Here is a 15,415-nt window from a genome sequence, read left to right as displayed (position 1 = left end):
CATTAGCTTCTCATAAGGTATTGCCACCAATAAAACTCCCGCTACAAAACGGGAATAAAATTAAACAAACTGAGGCGACCTCTGGTACCGCGGGCCGGACTTGAACCGGCACGAGCGATTGCTCACCAGATTTTGAGTCTAGCGCGTCTACCAATTCCGCCACCGCGGCACGAGAGAACGCCCCAAGTCATCCGAGGGTAATTATACCACGGCCGCTACCACATCAGCAAGAGCCCGGATACTTTATCTTTCCGACGTTTTCCCGTATAATAAGGGGTGATGAATCCACATGACGATCAGTTTGGCAGGCGAGTGGGAGCGCCAATCTCGAGTCAACCTCGTCCACTGACGCCGCCACCACGTGATTATTCTGGCTCGCAAGCTGCTGCCGCTAATGTTATTCGTGATCAAATTAATGCTATATATGGCGGTCGCAGCACCGAGTCCACGCCACACACCACACCGGTGGTTCAGCCGCGGCCCACGGAGCAGCCACATCCAGAACCGACCGAGCGCACCACTGTCACGCCGCCACCGCGCACGCCAAGCCCACACGCCCTGAACACCGCGCCACCGGCAGCACAACCGACCCAGCCAGCCACAGCGCCATCTCCTGCTCATCCCGCTCACATCACCGAGTCACCTCAGCCCCAGCCAGCGAACAAGTCAACGGACAAGCCCACCGCCGCGCCACCAACCACACAGCCGCAACCAACCGCTCCAGCAAAAACCCCCACTCATCAGCCGCAAATCACCGCCGACCAGTGGAAGCAGTACCACAGCTCGTGGCAAAAATACTACCAGATGTACTACGAGCGCTATTATGCCTCGCACCTCGATCAAAAGCAACAGGAATTTAACCGGCTGGTCCAGTCTGCTCGCGACGCTAACACCGCCGCCGCGCCGGCCATGACCGATATGTTGTCCGCCCAAAGCCCCATCAAGCGCCTCCGTGCCCAGATCCAGCAGACCGTCCGCGACAAGGCCAAAAAAGTCACCAAGTCACGCCATTTCATCCCGGCACTGGCGGGCGTGCTGGTGCTGCTAGCGTTCGTCTTTTTGCAGTACAACCGCGTTCTGTTCGGCATCGCCGCTGCCTACACCACCCCGGGCAATGTCGACCCACAAAACATCATCGTCAATCCAGCAAGCAGCGCCGCTGTCGGCCCCGACCCACGGCTGATCATCCCTAAACTCAACGTTGATGTACCGGTCATTTATGGCGTTAATGCGGCCGACCACAACGCTCAGATGAAGGCGATGGAGAAGGGTGCTGCTCACTTCTCGATCGCTGGTGCCAACGCCGTACCTGGCCAGATTGGTAATGCCGTGTTCTCGGCACACTCTTCTAACGACGCCTTTGCGCCTGGTGATTATAAGTTCGTCTTTGCCCAGAACGAAAAGCTCGTCAAAGACGACATCATGTATATGCATTACCAGGGCAAGCGCTACACCTACGCCGTCACCAAGAAAGAAGTCGTTATGCCAAATGAGGTCAGCCGCGTTCAAATCCAGACCGACAAGCCGATGCTCACCCTGATCAGCTGCGTACCACTTGGCACAGCCGAAAAGCGCCTGCTGGTATTTGCCGAGCAAATTAGCCCCGACCCATCTGGCGCTACTAAATCAACCGAGCCAGTCAGCACTCAGTCGGCCGCCATCCCTGGCAAGCCATCGCCAACATTACTCGAACGATTATTCGGTGCTAAAGACTAGAGCGAGAATAGCAATAAGAAAGTTAACCTGGTGTGCTTAGCGCTTGATCGTCATGCGCAGCCGTGACATCGTTACCGCACCATTGTCGGCTCGGCGGAACGCATACAGCCAGTCACCGTCGTGCGACAGTGACACATCAAACCCTTCGCTGGCCTCGAGCATCGTCGATTGATTAGCACCGTCGAATTCGCGCATCACCACCTTGCCGCCCTCAACACTCCACACATGATAATCATCCAGCCAGTCAAGTACCGTTCCCGTCGGCAGCGCCGTATCGTGCGACACCGATTGCCGCTCAATGTCATAGCTCATAAAGCCAGCCCCCGTTCGCATCAAGACGAACCGCCCGGTACCGCTTAGATCTAGTTCAGTTAGTTGCTCGCCGGCGGTAATTGATTTGACACGGCTGAGTAGCTTTGATGCTGACGAACTCGACCCGTCTAGCGCCGCACCCATGTGTAGCGTCACCGCTGAGCCAACGCCGACCACTAGCACGTCTTTATTGTCATAGCGCGAGAACTTGATCATCAACGGCGTCGAGGCCTCCGCCTCAGTCTGTCGTCGCACGACCACTGGCTCAGTCCAGTCCTTGCGCCAAATGCCCGCCAGCTGCAGCTTGCTTGTGCCATTCGTCCCGACGTAGGTGATATAATCCGTGCCGTACACCGAGAATGACTGTACATGACTGATCAGCGGCGCAGAAATTGTCGCCGCGTTGAGGTCCGCTCGCCGCAGTTCGCCGCTTGACTGCAGTACATACAGTTCATTACCGCTCTCACCGAGGAAGCGCACTTCTCGTAGCTCCAGCCCGATCACTTTCGCGATATCAACCACTGTTTTATTCTCGCGGTCGACTTTCAGCCACTGGACTTTTTCGCCTTGGCCTTCGACCACGTAGGTGTGTTTGAGAATGGCGTAGCGATTACCCGAATCCCACTCGACAATCTTGAGCGCATGCGCCGTCGACTGGCCGCCGTAGCCCGCCACCACCGAGGTGTCCAATGTTACCTCGTTAAACTTTGGCTTATCCGAATCGCGTAGATCGCCCCAAACGATCTTTGGTGCATCGGTCGCTTGCATCACGCCCAGCATGAACCGCCAATTTGGCGAAAATCGCACTGAGGCCAGCGACGAAAATTCCTTGACTGAACTCACCACTCGTTCACTCGGCACCAGCCGCGCGTACGATAGCCAAGTCAGTGTCCCGGCCTTGACCTCGACAACCTTGCGCCACTCATCGTAGCCGTCCAGGCGCATGGAAAATTGATGCTGCCCCTCGGGAAGCATGCCCTTGATATGTGTCTTGCCAAGCTCCGTACCATCAATAAACACCTGTGCACCTTGTGGCCGTGAATCATACTGCACCAGCGCCCGCTGCTCAACCGTCTGCGTCTTGAGATCCAGCTGATACCCAAGCGTATGAAAAATCAAAATAAACGCCAGCGTACACACCGCCAGCACCATAATTGTGTAGATTAGCGTCCTGCGAGCAAGCTCTAGGCCGCGCTTTTGCTTTCGATACATAATGAGAGATTATACCACATTTCGCCCCTTGCAAAAAGCATGTCCTCTTTGTACAATAAACAATAAGCATTAGGAATACGAGGGGTTCATGAACAAACAAACTATCCATAAAACCGTCCACAAAACTGCCGGTCAAAAATCAACGACGCTCAGCCGCCGCCACGTTGCTGCGCCGTCGCACGCCAAGCGTCGCCTGGCCAGCCGCCCCGACATTACGCGCGACACCTCCGTCCCGATAAGTGTCCATGTCAATAAATTTGCGCCGAGCGTGCCGAGTGTCCAGCTGCAGCCAATCAAGCGTGATCGTCCAGCCGAACCACACCCGACCGTTGTGCGTGCCCAAGCTCGTGCTGCCCAGCAACCCCATCAGACCACTCGAACCGCAACCCGCCATGTCCCGACCACACCGCACCATCACTCGACTCGTATCATCCAGCCAAACCACCTGCCGGCCAAACAACACACTGCCACCCTCGCGCCCAAGCCGGCCGCCGTTCTCAAAAACGAAGCCATTACCGAAGCCCTGCAGTGCGCCACCACCCCGCCAAAAGCGCCGCGCCGCAGCAAAAAACCAAAGAGCCGCATCGGTCGCTGGCTGCAAGTCGCCTCCGTCGGCCTGGCCATCATGCTGATCGGCGGCTATTTTACCTACCTCGGTATGCCTAACATCTCCACCCGCATTGCCGCCATCCAATCTGGTGTCAACGCCAAATACCCCGGCTATCGACCGACCGGCTATGCCCTCAGCGGCCCAATTACCTTCAAAAGCGGGGAAGTCCGCATGAAATTCGCCTACGCTGACGGCGGCCAATCCTACACCATCACCCAGCAAAAAAGTTCACTCAATTCCGCCGCCCTCAAAGAGACCTTGACCGCCGACGGCGGCGACGTCCAGACCACCACTGCCGGCGGCCTGACTATTTACAGCACCGACCGGACGGCCACCTGGATCAATGGCGGCGTCCTCTACCAGATCACCCTCAGCGGGGCACTGTCAAGCGAGCAAGTCACCAAAATCGCCACTAGTTTATAATCAACGCCACACCGATGCCTCGGCGTTTACCAGCGCTGCGGCCTCATGCTATAATCACCCCATGACTACACGCACTCGTTTCGCACCCTCGCCAACAGGGTTTTTGCACGTTGGCGGCATTCGCACGGCATTATTTGCTTTTCTCGTCGCCCGGCAGGCTGATGGCCAATTTATCCTGCGCCTCGAAGACACTGACAAGGTCCGCGAAGTTGCCGGCAGCCGCGAGCATCTCATCGCCAGCCTCAAGGCGCTGCACCTCGACTACGACGAAGGACCGGACATTGGCGGGCCACACGGGCCGTACATCCAAAGCCAGCGGCTCGAGCATTACCACCAGTGGGCACAAAAATTAATTGATACCGGCCGCGCCTACGCTGATCCCTACACGCCCGAGCAAATCCAAGCGTTTCGTGACGCCGCTCAGGCCGAGAAGCGTGCCTTTCGCTACCGCGACCATCGCCCCGACAATCCACCAGCTTGGGATGGCACCACGCCGCTACGTTTCAAGGCTGAGCCCAAAAGCTACACCTATCACGACGAGGTCATGGGTGACGTCACCACCAGCCCCGAGGTCGTTGACGACTTCATCCTCATCAAGTCTGACGGCTACCCGACCTACAATTTTGCCCACATCATCGACGACGCCGAGATGAATATCACTCACGTCATTCGCGGCCAAGAATTCATCTCCAGCATGCCAAATTATCTGGCACTCTACGAAGCACTGGGCTTGCCGCGGCCCGTGTTCGCGCATCTGCCACACATCATGAACGAGCAGGGTAACAAGAAATTAGGCAAGCGCGACGGCGCCAAAGACGTGCTGGATTATATCCGTGATGGCTATCTGCCAGAGGCGCTGGATAGCTTTATCGCCACCATGGGCTGGAACGACGGCACCGAGCAAGAGACCTTCACCATGAGCGAATTGACCGCCAAATTCAGCCTCAGCCGCGTGCAGCGCTCGGGCGCTCGCTTTGACGAAAAGCGGCTGCTGTGGACGAATGGGCAGTTTATTCGCTCGCTCGCGCTGGATGATTTAGCCGAGCGGGTTAATGATTTTTGGCCGGACAGTGCCGCCGGAGCGGACGAGGGGTATCGCCGGCGCGTCCTAGCGCTGGCCCAAGACCGCGTAAAAACCCTGCGTGACCTCGGTGGATTTGGCTATTTTTTTGCGGAGCCTGAGATTAACATGGAGCTCATTGACGGTAACAAACAGCTCAAGAAATTATCTGAGCATGAGCGGCGCGAATTACTAGAAACTGCTCAGCGCGAGCTCGCCATGCTCACCGACTGGACGCCAGAATTAGTCCAGACTCGGCTAAACGAATTGCTAGAAATCACCGGCCAAAAGCCTGGCATTCTCTTTAGTCTCATCCGCATCGCCATCACCTGGGCACCGTTCAGCCCGCAGCTGAGTGACACGCTAGCACTGCTCGGCCGCGAGCGTACGTTGGTGCGACTTGAGCGGGGAATTACCGCGTTCTCGGCGGCGTAATTCGGGGCAGGTTGTATACCGAAATACGCCGATCAGTCACTGCATTGTTCCGTTTACCGGATATGTCGCTTATGCTATACTAAACCCATGCACATCAAGAATCCTCGCCCAGCCACCGCGGCCCAAAAACCGACGGTAAAATCAGCTAAACTTGAGCCGGCATCACCAAACGCCCCGGCCAAAAAACGCTCGTTTGCCCAGTGGTGCAAAAAGCATTTGTGGGCGATCGTCCTCATCACCGCCTCGCTGGTTATCGCTGGTATTTTCATCGTCGCTATCAATTCTGTCCAGCACGACGGTGGTCTGCCGTTTTTCGCCGCTAAGAAAAAGCCAACCAAATTCTACTCACCACTCACCGGTCTCGAGGTCGCTGATGAAGCAGCCACCAAGCAGCCCGTCACCGCCGTCATGATCGAGAACAGCCCTGATGCTCGCCCACAGTCCGGCCTCTCCGGAGCCGGTATCGTCTATGAGGCCGTCGCCGAGGGTGGCATCACGCGCTTCCTCGCTGTTTATCAGGGCGCTAAGCCCGGCCTCATCGGCCCAGTTCGTAGCCTCCGCCTTTACTATCTCAGCTGGGGCGCGCAGTACCAAGCCTCCATCGCCCACGTCGGCGGCAGCCCGAACGCTCTCGATACCGTCCGCAGCAGCGGCTACCGCGACATCGACCAGTTCTTTAATGGCGGCAGTTATTGGCGAGCCAGCGACCGCCGCGCCCCACACAATGTCTACACATCTGGCGAGAAGCTTGATGCTCTGAACGCCAGCAAAGGTTTCAAGGAATCATCATTTACTGGCTTCAAACGCAGCGATGGCAAGCCGGTCGAGACACCAAATGCCACCACTATCCAGCTCAACTTTAGCAGCGGCATGTACAATACCGCCTATGCTTATGACAAAGCGACCAACACCTACAAACGCTCACTAGCTGGCGCACCGCACGCCGACCGGGAAGGTGGCCAGATCGCCCCACATGTCGTCATCGCCCTTGAAGCGCCCGTCGAGCGACGCGTCGGGCCAGATGGCTACGAGGACACCGTCACCATTGGCTCGGGCAAGGCGACCGTCTTCCAGAACGGCACCGCTACCGCCATCACCTGGAAGAAAGATAGCCTCACCGCACCGCTCAAACTGCTTGACGAAAATGGCAAAGACTTTACCCTGGGTCGCGGCCAAACATGGATCGGCGTGTTTACGCCCGGGCGGGGATCCGTCACGTGGCGATGACAGCTGGCGGCACGTCAATCTGTAGCTTTCGACGATACCACCGGCGCATGTTGTTCGCTTGTGCACTGGCCGGGCAGATGGCGGTGGCGCTCATCAGTGGTGTCGTCCTCAATATCACTGGTCTTACCTCGTGGAATCACCCAGCGTTCTGGTTAATTACTGGTACGATTTTCATTGTCGGCAGCTTTCTTTCGGCCGTTCTGATCATCATCGCCGGCCGGCCGCTTGATAATATCTTGACTGCGCTGATCCATAAACGCGGCGAGCGCACCACCAGGCCGCTACCAAACCCGAACGCCGAGCAACACGCCAAAACCGGCTTCAAGACCGTCCTTGAACTCATCTATGACGAGCCGACTCAACCCGCACCACCGCCAAGTCCCGACGCGCTGCTAACCCAGGCGCTTAACCACACCAGCTGCGGCATCGTTGTCCTCGATCCCGCCAAGCGTATCATCTCCGCCAACAAGGCTGCACCAATTGCCACTGACGCCGACGGCCAGCCGTATCTGGCGCTGGATTTTCTCAACGAGCAGTCGCTCACAGCCTGGCTCAGCGACGCCGACGCCCGCCAAGTCTCCGCCGAGCGTACCTGGCGCCGCGTCGCCACCACCAACGGTGCCTTCAAAAAAACTCGCTTCTTTGACATCATTGCCTCCTACCAAAAAGACGCACCCGGCGAGACCGTCATCGTCCTCATCGACCGCTCAGCCCAATACCTACCCGAGGAAGAAGACCTCAATTTCATCTCCTTCGCCGCCCACGAACTCCGCGGCCCGATCACCATCATCCGCGGCTATCTCGACGTCCTCGCCGAGGAGCTAGCCGGCCGCCTGAAAGGTGACGAGCCGCAGCTACTAGCACGGCTGACGGTCTCCGCCAACCGCCTGTCTGGCTATATCAACAATATCCTCAACGTCGCTAAGTTCGACCGCCACCACCTCAGCATCCACCTCGCTGAGGACTCGCTGTCTGACATCTATGGCTCGATCGCCGACGACATGCAGCTGCGCGCGTCGACGCAGCACCGCTTGCTCAATATCAGCATCCCAAGCGACCTGCCGACTGTCGCTGCCGACCGCTCCAGTATTAGCGAGGTCATTTCCAACCTCATCGACAACGCCATCAAATACAGTTTCGAGGGCGGCACTGTCTCGGTCAGTGCCGAACAAAAGGGCGATGTTATCGAAGTCTCCGTCGCCGACAACGGCGTCGGCATGCCACCGAGCGTCGTCAAAAATCTATTTCACAAATTCTACCGCTCGCACCGCAGCCGCGAGACCGTTTCTGGCACCGGCATCGGCCTCTACATCTGCAAGGCCTTTATTGAGAGTCACGGCGGCCACATCACCGCGCGCTCCAAAGAGAACGAAGGCTCGGTCTTTTCGTTTACCGTGCCGGTGTACGCCGCCGTCAAGGACAAGCTACTCGAAGACGGACAGCTCAATCGCAATCTGATTCGCCAGGGCGGTGGCTGGATAAAAAATCACGCTATGTATCGAGGATAAGAGGAGGGAAGTATGGCGATCAAAACAATCTTGTGCGTGGAGGACGACCGCTTTATCGGCGAGATGTATGTGCGCAGCCTGCAAAAAGCTGGCTATGACGTGACCTGGGTGGTTGATGGTAATGATGGGCTGGTTATGGCCCGGAGTCAGCCGTTTGACTTGATCATCCTTGATTTAATGCTGCCCGAACAGCGCGGCGACCAAATTTTGGACGCTCTGCGCTCTGATGATACTGACTTGATTCCAGAGAGCAAAATCCTCATCATGACGAACTTTGAGCAGGACGATGCCACCAAATCCGCCATCATGAACCGTGTTGACGGCTACCTCATCAAGGCCGACATCACGCCCCGCAAGCTGATCGACGTCGTCAACAAGATGGGCTAGACGCCCCCAGCTAACCATGCTATAATGACCCGGTAGCTTAACACGGCCCTATCGTCTAGCGGTTAGGACACTGGGTTCTCATCCCAGCAACCCGGGTTCGATTCCCGGTAGGGTCACCATACAGGGATTTATATTCCGTTCGGATTTGAAACAGCTCGTTTACCTCTGGTGGCGAGCTGTTTTTGTGGAATCTAAGCTACAAAGACCACCCACATTCCTCATCAAAAATCCCGCTGGCAACGTTCTATTTCCGCGGCAATGAAAGAAATATGTCGTAGGACTGTTTCACCATACTACGCCTCAAATCTCTGAAACTGGTCATATTCACACTTTTTTCTATAATATGCCCATGGGCAAAATTTATCTTCACATCGCCAATGCTAATCATATTTTTAACGACACCGACTGTTTCATATTTCGCCAGGCAGCTAAAAAAGCCGAGGTATTTATCTCAGAAATGTTTCAACAATTCAATTATAACGTCGATATGGTCGTGATTACTCCGTCTTTCTTATTACCAACCATCACCGAGGACGGAATTGCAGGTAGAACACATAACTCGCGTCTCATTATGCTGTCTGTTAATAAACATCAGCACCAAATTAACGAAGATTTTGTTTTTGAGACAATATGCCACGAGTTGGCACATTCTTTGCGCTGGGAGAAAGTTCCAGAATATGCCGAGACAATGTTTGATGGTATGATCTTGGAGGGATTGGCAGTTGTACTTGAAGAGGAAGCGATGAATAGGTTTAAGCAGTATAATAAACAGTTCTTCCTGCGTAAAATACAAAATACCAAACAAAAAGAAGTTGACGCTATGATAGCGGCACTAAAAAACAACTTTAACAACACGGCTTATGACTATAATGCAATATTTTATACTGGCAATGATAATTTACCACGCTGGACAGGCTATAAACTAGGTTATTACTTCGTGAAACAATATTTACTAAAAACCAATCAAACGATTGCACAAGCAACTTTTGCTAGCTATAGAGATTTCACTCCGGATATTGAAAAGTCCCCATCGTGATATGCGTAACGACGGGGGCGTAGTTTTAGCTACGTCTTATCTTCGTTGTAGTATCAGCATCACTTGCCGCAGCCACTGCCACAGCTGCTGCTGCCTCCGCATCCGGAGCCACAGCTACCGCCAGCACAACCGCTACCACCACCGTTACCACAGTTTCCGCCGCCGGAACCGCCGCCACAGTGACTTCCGCCACCACTGGCCATGATTCGCGACAGTGGAGACACAGCCACTGTAATGGTCGAGAGAGTTTCGGTGTACATGTAAATCACCTCCTTTCTGTTTGGATTCGCGAATCCATCAAAACACAATCGCATATCAGTGTAAAATGGACTCAAGCAAAGTAGTGTGGCATAAGACTGTCGCCTCGTGCCACCCCAGTCAGAGAATGATGAGAATAGTGTCCAGTGCCAAATCCAAAGCTAATTGGTATCAGCTTGCAACTCAACACCTTAGCTACTTTCAGTATCGAGTGTTTCTCAGAGACATCCACCACAACAATCTCCAGCTCCTTTTTCGAGGTATCGATTGATGCTGTTGGTACAGAAGCTCTGTCCAAAGTTTTACCTCCGAACAGAAACTTCACACACTCATGGTATTGCTTTGATTGAGCGTAAAGCATCTCATGATCAAGAACACTATGAACATGACGTGGAATCAGTCTTCGTGGCTTCTGAGCGTTTAACCCATAGATCAAACGAGACTCAGCCTCCTGAAAAGCCTTGATAGCGGCTTCCTCAAACGTATCAAGCGAGCTGGATGCGCCACTTACGAAACAGGGGTACGAATCAGAAATTATCACCACCTCAATGATAATAACCCCTTTCTGGCTCAGATCAAGTACAACTATGTTGTGCCCTCGGTCTTTCCAGTATTCCATTCTGTTTCGCAAATGAGTTGGCAAAACCGCAGGATCCAACTTATGCGGACTGCGCTTTTCGTACCAGCTTCGCATCAAACCGTCACGCTCAATGAGCTCTAGGAGACCTCGATTAACAGCCTCTTCGAAATTAGTATAGGCGGCGAACCCCGAAGAGCAAGTGTCCACTACCAACTTTCTACCAAGGTTTTCCATGGAATAAAACACCAAGTCGATCGGTACGAATACCGTCTCTCCTTTATGATTTACTCCTCTGATCCACTCAATTTCCAGATCCTCATTGAACTTTTGCAAATACGGAAGCCGGATATACTGCGCATCAGTGAGAGGCGCAGCAACTCGAGGATCAAGCCACGGACCTGGAAGGTTTTGAGCCGATGAATAGACATCGTAGAATACGTCTGTTGAACGCTGTCTCTCATAACCTTCGGCTATGGCCTTAAGCCTCGCATCAGACCACGATGTCGATATCCCACTTGCAATTTGACCATTCTGCGCAACGGACAAAAACTGGAAATATGACTTGCCGTAGTCATTGGATAGTGTGTTGTCGGTAAGCCAGACGCGACGAACTGGTTTTACATCTCCGACAACTTCATCCTCTAGCCGAGAGAGCAAAGATCGTTCTGTTCTTACTTCTGCACCAGCAGATTTACCAAGCGCAATTGCAAGAAATGAGAGACAGCCCTCAAGTTGCAGCTCATCAGAGACTTCTTTTTCTCTCATGCCCCTGAGAAGACAGGTATCCATGCCAGATTCTATCGCCCCAAGGGCAATATTCTGAGCAATTTCACCCGCTTCAATAGCCATAAAGCGATACCCCAAGTTTGAGTACTTGTACGGCTGGCGATTTGCATCGGCAGCAATCACAAGCATCACGCTTGCGCCAAAGGGCAACCCTACGGCATTAAATGCATGAGAAATCCGCTGAAAATCAGGAGTTCCGTTAAATAGTATGAGGCGATCACATTCACTATCGTACTCATAATATCCAGCCGGAAAATCCTTTTGGTCTTCTAGGGCAATGACAAATATCTTCATCGGATAAAGATTGCCCGCGGAAGGGACTGCATGCCTCTCAAAAGAGTAGCCAACATTCAGCAAGACGCCAACCTCTTCAATAGATAGAGGCTCGCCGGTGAAGTTCCTACAGCTAGAGCGAAGCCTCTGAAGCTCCGTAAGCTTAGAGAGGTTATCTTCAGCGGTGAATGAGAATTCGACACCCTCCTTGATTTTCATACGCGGAGACTTGACATGACTCATAACTTCTTCATCCGTAATGTCAGAAGGATAGGTCATGGGGTTTGCACTGATTGCGTGAAAGCGTTTGTATACCTCACAACTATCAATGACAATACCGAGCGAATTCAAGTCATTCAAGAATCCTATCGTGAAATTTGCATCAATGCTTGAGAGCTGTTCGGCAATTGCATGAATGGGATTCATTCCATTGCACAATTCCAGAATATTCCAAGCAATCGGTGCTATTTCAGATCCCAAGAAGATCTCTCGGTCGGACATAATGAACTTAATGCCATCATCTTTCGGGATACCCGGAACCACGAGAAGCGGCCTCTTGAGCATTTACAAATACCTCCTTACTTTGGATAGTACAACGATGTGAAAGAACGGAGCCAGTAGACACCCTGCGTGCGCAGAGAACAGCCCACGACCCCTATGTAGCAAATGGCGGTCCCTAGGGTCAGACGATTATTCGGAAAACGTGTTCGTGAGCTTCGCAAGAAGAGCGGTTTTTCGCAGGAGCAACTAGCAGATAAAGCCGGGCTTCATCGAACGTATATAGGAGCAATAGAACGTGGCGAACAAAATATTTCAGTCGATAATATTGACAGGATAGCCAAAGCGCTAAAAGTCTCCATCCCCACCTTATTTACATAATATACTTTTCTGCTCCTAAGCACTAAGGGCCTGCCGACCAACCGCGGAATCTATGGCTATTTTGTGTTATAACTAAAATAGTAACTTTACGGCAGACTATCTTATACAGAACATAATCATGACAATCCGCCCCTTCCACCCCAAAGACCGCGCCGCAATCGACGAACTGGCTATTAAGCTGCACGCGCATTTCGCACAGGTTAACGACACGGCGGAATCGCTGCCGTTCGCTAGCCCGCGAGACGCGCACGGCTACATGCAGCGGATGATCGACGATAGTGAGGATATGGACGGCGCGATGTATGTTGCCGAGGAGAACGGCCAGGTGGTCGGCTTTATTCAAGGTGTGATTATTGATCATCAACCTGGTCAGGACGCCGCTTTCGATGCAGTGCATGCGGCCGCGAAAAGACGGCTGGATCGGACTGCTTTATGTCGAGCCAGAGCAGCGCCGCAGCGGTATCGGACGAGCCTTACTGGATGAAATGAAGCGCTATTTCCAGAGTAAAAATTGCGATACCTTGCGGCTAAAAGTGCTGAGCAGCAACCAGCGCGCCATAACGTTCTATGAAAAATATGGTCTTACGGCCCGCGAAGTAGAAATGATAACAAAACTACGGTAGGTTTTTCGGGATCTCGGCTTGAAGCGGCGCCCCACCGCGCGCTATACTGATACTATGGCCCGCGAAATTCTTACCATTGAGCATCTCAGCAAGACGTACGGCTCGGGTGATAGCGCCACGCGTGCGCTCAAGGACGTCAGTTTTTCGATTCGTCACGGCGATTTTCTAATGATCACAGGGCGCAACGGTTCGGGCAAATCGACCTTTATGCATCAGGTGGCGATGTTGGATCGCCCTGATAGCGGCACAATCTGGTTTGATAGTAGGGGTGACGAGACACCAGCGATAGAGATCACTCAGCTACCAGAAAAACAGCGAATTGAACTACGCCTGCGCCAAGTTGGCTATATTTTTCAAGAGTACGCCCTGATTCGTGAACTCACCGCCCTAGAAAACGTCATGTTGCCGCGGCTGATGTGGTGCTCGGCGAAGATTGCTAAGCAAAAAGCTCTGCAAGAACTGGATCGTGTTGGTTTGAAGGACAGAGCGCGCCATCTGCCATCGCAATTATCTGGCGGCGAACAGCAGCGCGTGGCGATTGCCCGGGCTCTGGTCAATGAGCCGCACATTATTTTTGCCGACGAGCCGACGGCTAACCTAGATACGGTCGCCTCAACAAATGTCATGGAAACGTTGAAGGAAATTAACGCCAGCGGCATAACCTTGGTGATGATCTCGCATGAAGCTGATGAACTAGCCTATGCCAAGCGGCAAATCGTGTTTGAAAACGGCAAATTAAAAGGCGAGCGTCAACCCGCAGCCGGGAGGCTACTATGAGCCAGTCCCGCAAAACGCAGGAAACGCAAACGCCGCAGCCCAAGAACAATCTGTGGCGCGAGTTCTTGCTGGGTTGGCGATTGATGCGGCAGTACATCGTGCGCGGCCGCAAGTGGACGCTGGGCCTGACGACGCTGCTAGTGGCGGTGGCGTTCATTAATCTAGCCTTCATATCGTCGCTGCTAGCTGGCGTCACGTCGGCGATTGAATCGCAGATCAAGAACCTGATGGTCGGCGAGGCCTATATTGATGTCAAAAAGCCCGGCGAGTACATCACCAATGTCGATAACAAGCTGGCCGAGATCAAACGCATCGACGGCGTCACGTCGGCTGACAAAATCCTGGCTGTACCGGCAATATTAGGATATAACGATGACAAGCAGGTACAAGCTCGAATCAATGTCGTTAATCCGCAAGCCTTTCGCCAAACCCTGGAGGTCGCTAACCGCGTGTCGGACGGAACGTTTTTGGCGGCGAGCGACGACGAGATCGTGCTGGGTAGCCGGCTGCTCGAGAGAGGTTCTCTTGAAGGGGTCAAAGTTGGCGATCGGGTAACGATAAATGTTAACGGTAAAAAGGTCAACGTTAAGGTCGGCGGTATTACCTCGACGAAGTTCTATAATGCAGATATTCAGGCGTACATCTCGCGCGGTTTATGGCGCAAGCTCACCAGCGGTATACCGAGCCATTTGACGGCTGGCGAGAACGATGCCAGCATGATCGTCGTGCGCACCAGCCGCGGCAAGGAAGCGTCGGTGCAACGAGCACTTACTGACCTGAACTATCCGGGCCTGCGGGTTCACGATTGGCGTGACGGAGCGACGGTTATGGATACGATTACCGGTAGCTTTCAGTCGCTCAACGCTATTATGCTGATAGTTGGCATTATCATTGCGGCGGTGACGATCTTCATCGTGATTTACGTTGACATCATCAACAAGCGGCGGCAAATCGGCATTCAGCGGGCAATTGGCGTCAAGCCGCGAGTGATCGTCTTTAGCTACGTTCTACTAGCGCTATTTTATGCGGTGTGCGGTATAGCGGTCGGCTTGGTAATTTTCCTCGGTGGACTAGTGCCATATGTAGTGGCGCATCCGTTCAGTCTACCAATTGCCGACGTGACACTCAACATATCGTGGTGGGAATTGCTATTCCGTGCTGAGGTTGTGCTGGTAGTTGCCATCATCAGCGGCGCCATCCCCGCCATCATGGCCTCGCGAATGAAGATGCTCGAGGCGATTTTAGGGAAGGGCTAAGTGCGCCCCTCGGGGCAGCTGAATACGTACCATGCTTGACTTGCCGTGACGTGGCTC

Annotated in this window: 15 protein-coding genes and 2 tRNA genes; 12 read left to right on the top strand and 5 right to left on the bottom strand. The window is 53.6% G+C overall.

Annotated elements, in window-relative coordinates:
- Nucleotides 1-82 precede the first annotated feature (82 nt).
- Nucleotides 83-169: transfer RNA gene (locus tag GWK74_01860), tRNA-Leu, on the bottom strand.
- A 110-nt stretch (nucleotides 170-279) separates the two neighbouring features.
- On the opposite strand from GWK74_01860, the gene GWK74_01855 reads away from it, so the two are divergent.
- Nucleotides 280-1,716: a sortase gene (locus tag GWK74_01855; GenBank protein QHU90263.1), complete on the top strand. Its 1,437-nt coding sequence runs from the start codon at nucleotides 280-282 to the stop codon at nucleotides 1,714-1,716.
- Nucleotides 1,717-1,752: 36 nt separating this feature from the next.
- On the opposite strand, the gene GWK74_01850 is transcribed toward GWK74_01855, so the two are convergent.
- Nucleotides 1,753-3,240: a PEGA domain-containing protein gene (locus GWK74_01850; protein QHU90262.1), complete on the bottom strand. Its 1,488-nt coding sequence runs from the start codon at nucleotides 3,238-3,240 to the stop codon at nucleotides 1,753-1,755.
- An 88-nt stretch (nucleotides 3,241-3,328) separates the two neighbouring features.
- Between GWK74_01850 and GWK74_01845 the strand changes: the two genes are divergently transcribed.
- The 7 genes from GWK74_01845 (at nucleotide 3,329) to GWK74_01815 (ending at nucleotide 9,926) form a co-directional block, all read left to right on the top strand.
- A complete protein-coding gene (locus tag GWK74_01845) occupies nucleotides 3,329-4,273 on the top strand; it encodes a DUF4367 domain-containing protein (GenBank protein ID QHU90261.1) in 945 nt (314 codons plus the stop codon).
- Nucleotides 4,274-4,334: 61 nt separating this feature from the next.
- The gene (locus GWK74_01840) at nucleotides 4,335-5,768 is read left to right on the top strand and encodes a glutamate--tRNA ligase (protein ID QHU90260.1); all 1,434 of its coding nucleotides are present in this window, start codon (nucleotides 4,335-4,337) and stop codon (nucleotides 5,766-5,768) included.
- A gap of 87 nt (nucleotides 5,769-5,855) precedes the next feature.
- Nucleotides 5,856-6,995: a DUF3048 domain-containing protein gene (locus GWK74_01835; GenBank protein QHU90259.1), complete on the top strand. Its 1,140-nt coding sequence runs from the start codon at nucleotides 5,856-5,858 to the stop codon at nucleotides 6,993-6,995.
- Nucleotides 6,947-8,503: a hypothetical protein gene (locus tag GWK74_01830; protein QHU90258.1), complete on the top strand. Its 1,557-nt coding sequence runs from the start codon at nucleotides 6,947-6,949 to the stop codon at nucleotides 8,501-8,503. Before GWK74_01835 ends, GWK74_01830 begins: the two co-directional genes overlap by 49 nt.
- Before the next feature lie 12 nt (nucleotides 8,504-8,515).
- Entirely contained in the window at nucleotides 8,516-8,890 is a 375-nt protein-coding gene (locus tag GWK74_01825; protein ID QHU90257.1) for a response regulator, read from the top strand.
- A 44-nt stretch (nucleotides 8,891-8,934) separates the two neighbouring features.
- Nucleotides 8,935-9,009, top strand: a tRNA-Glu gene (locus GWK74_01820).
- Between the two features lie 230 nt (nucleotides 9,010-9,239).
- Nucleotides 9,240-9,926 carry a hypothetical protein gene (locus tag GWK74_01815; protein QHU90256.1) on the top strand — a complete coding sequence of 229 codons (687 nt, stop codon included), beginning with the start codon at nucleotides 9,240-9,242 and terminating at the stop codon, nucleotides 9,924-9,926.
- Nucleotides 9,927-9,951: 25 nt separating this feature from the next.
- On the opposite strand, the gene GWK74_01810 is transcribed toward GWK74_01815, so the two are convergent.
- Together GWK74_01810 and GWK74_01805 are read right to left on the bottom strand one after the other, a co-directional pair.
- Nucleotides 9,952-10,119 (bottom strand): hypothetical protein, encoded by a 168-nt coding sequence (locus tag GWK74_01810; protein QHU90255.1) that lies wholly within the window; start codon nucleotides 10,117-10,119, stop codon nucleotides 9,952-9,954.
- 138 nt (nucleotides 10,120-10,257) lie between these two features.
- Nucleotides 10,258-12,387 carry a hypothetical protein gene (locus tag GWK74_01805; GenBank protein QHU90254.1) on the bottom strand — a complete coding sequence of 710 codons (2,130 nt, stop codon included), beginning with the start codon at nucleotides 12,385-12,387 and terminating at the stop codon, nucleotides 10,258-10,260.
- 102 nt (nucleotides 12,388-12,489) lie between these two features.
- On the opposite strand from GWK74_01805, the gene GWK74_01800 reads away from it, so the two are divergent.
- Nucleotides 12,490-12,702, top strand: a complete 213-nt coding sequence (locus GWK74_01800) for a helix-turn-helix domain-containing protein (GenBank protein QHU90253.1) — start codon at nucleotides 12,490-12,492, stop codon at nucleotides 12,700-12,702.
- A 22-nt stretch (nucleotides 12,703-12,724) separates the two neighbouring features.
- Here GWK74_01800 and GWK74_01795 read toward each other — a convergent pair whose 3' ends face one another.
- Nucleotides 12,725-13,045 (bottom strand): hypothetical protein, encoded by a 321-nt coding sequence (locus GWK74_01795; GenBank protein QHU90252.1) that lies wholly within the window; start codon nucleotides 13,043-13,045, stop codon nucleotides 12,725-12,727.
- A 52-nt stretch (nucleotides 13,046-13,097) separates the two neighbouring features.
- Between GWK74_01795 and GWK74_01790 the strand changes: the two genes are divergently transcribed.
- The 3 genes from GWK74_01790 to GWK74_01780 are packed head-to-tail and all read left to right on the top strand — an operon-like array spanning nucleotide 13,098 to nucleotide 15,358.
- Nucleotides 13,098-13,325 (top strand): GNAT family N-acetyltransferase, encoded by a 228-nt coding sequence (locus tag GWK74_01790; protein ID QHU90251.1) that lies wholly within the window; start codon nucleotides 13,098-13,100, stop codon nucleotides 13,323-13,325.
- Between the two features lie 54 nt (nucleotides 13,326-13,379).
- Nucleotides 13,380-14,102: an ATP-binding cassette domain-containing protein gene (locus tag GWK74_01785; GenBank protein ID QHU90250.1), complete on the top strand. Its 723-nt coding sequence runs from the start codon at nucleotides 13,380-13,382 to the stop codon at nucleotides 14,100-14,102.
- A complete protein-coding gene (locus tag GWK74_01780) occupies nucleotides 14,099-15,358 on the top strand; it encodes an FtsX-like permease family protein (protein QHU90249.1) in 1,260 nt (419 codons plus the stop codon). The genes GWK74_01785 and GWK74_01780 overlap by 4 nt, the downstream gene beginning before the upstream one ends.
- Nucleotides 15,359-15,415: the final 57 nt, after the last annotated feature.

This window comes from Candidatus Saccharibacteria bacterium oral taxon 488 (genome assembly GCA_010202115.1).
Taxonomy (GTDB): Bacteria; Patescibacteriota; Saccharimonadia; order Saccharimonadales; family Saccharimonadaceae; genus Nanosynbacter.
Note: the sequence above shows the minus strand (reverse complement) of the source record. Positions and strands in the feature narration are given on the sequence as shown.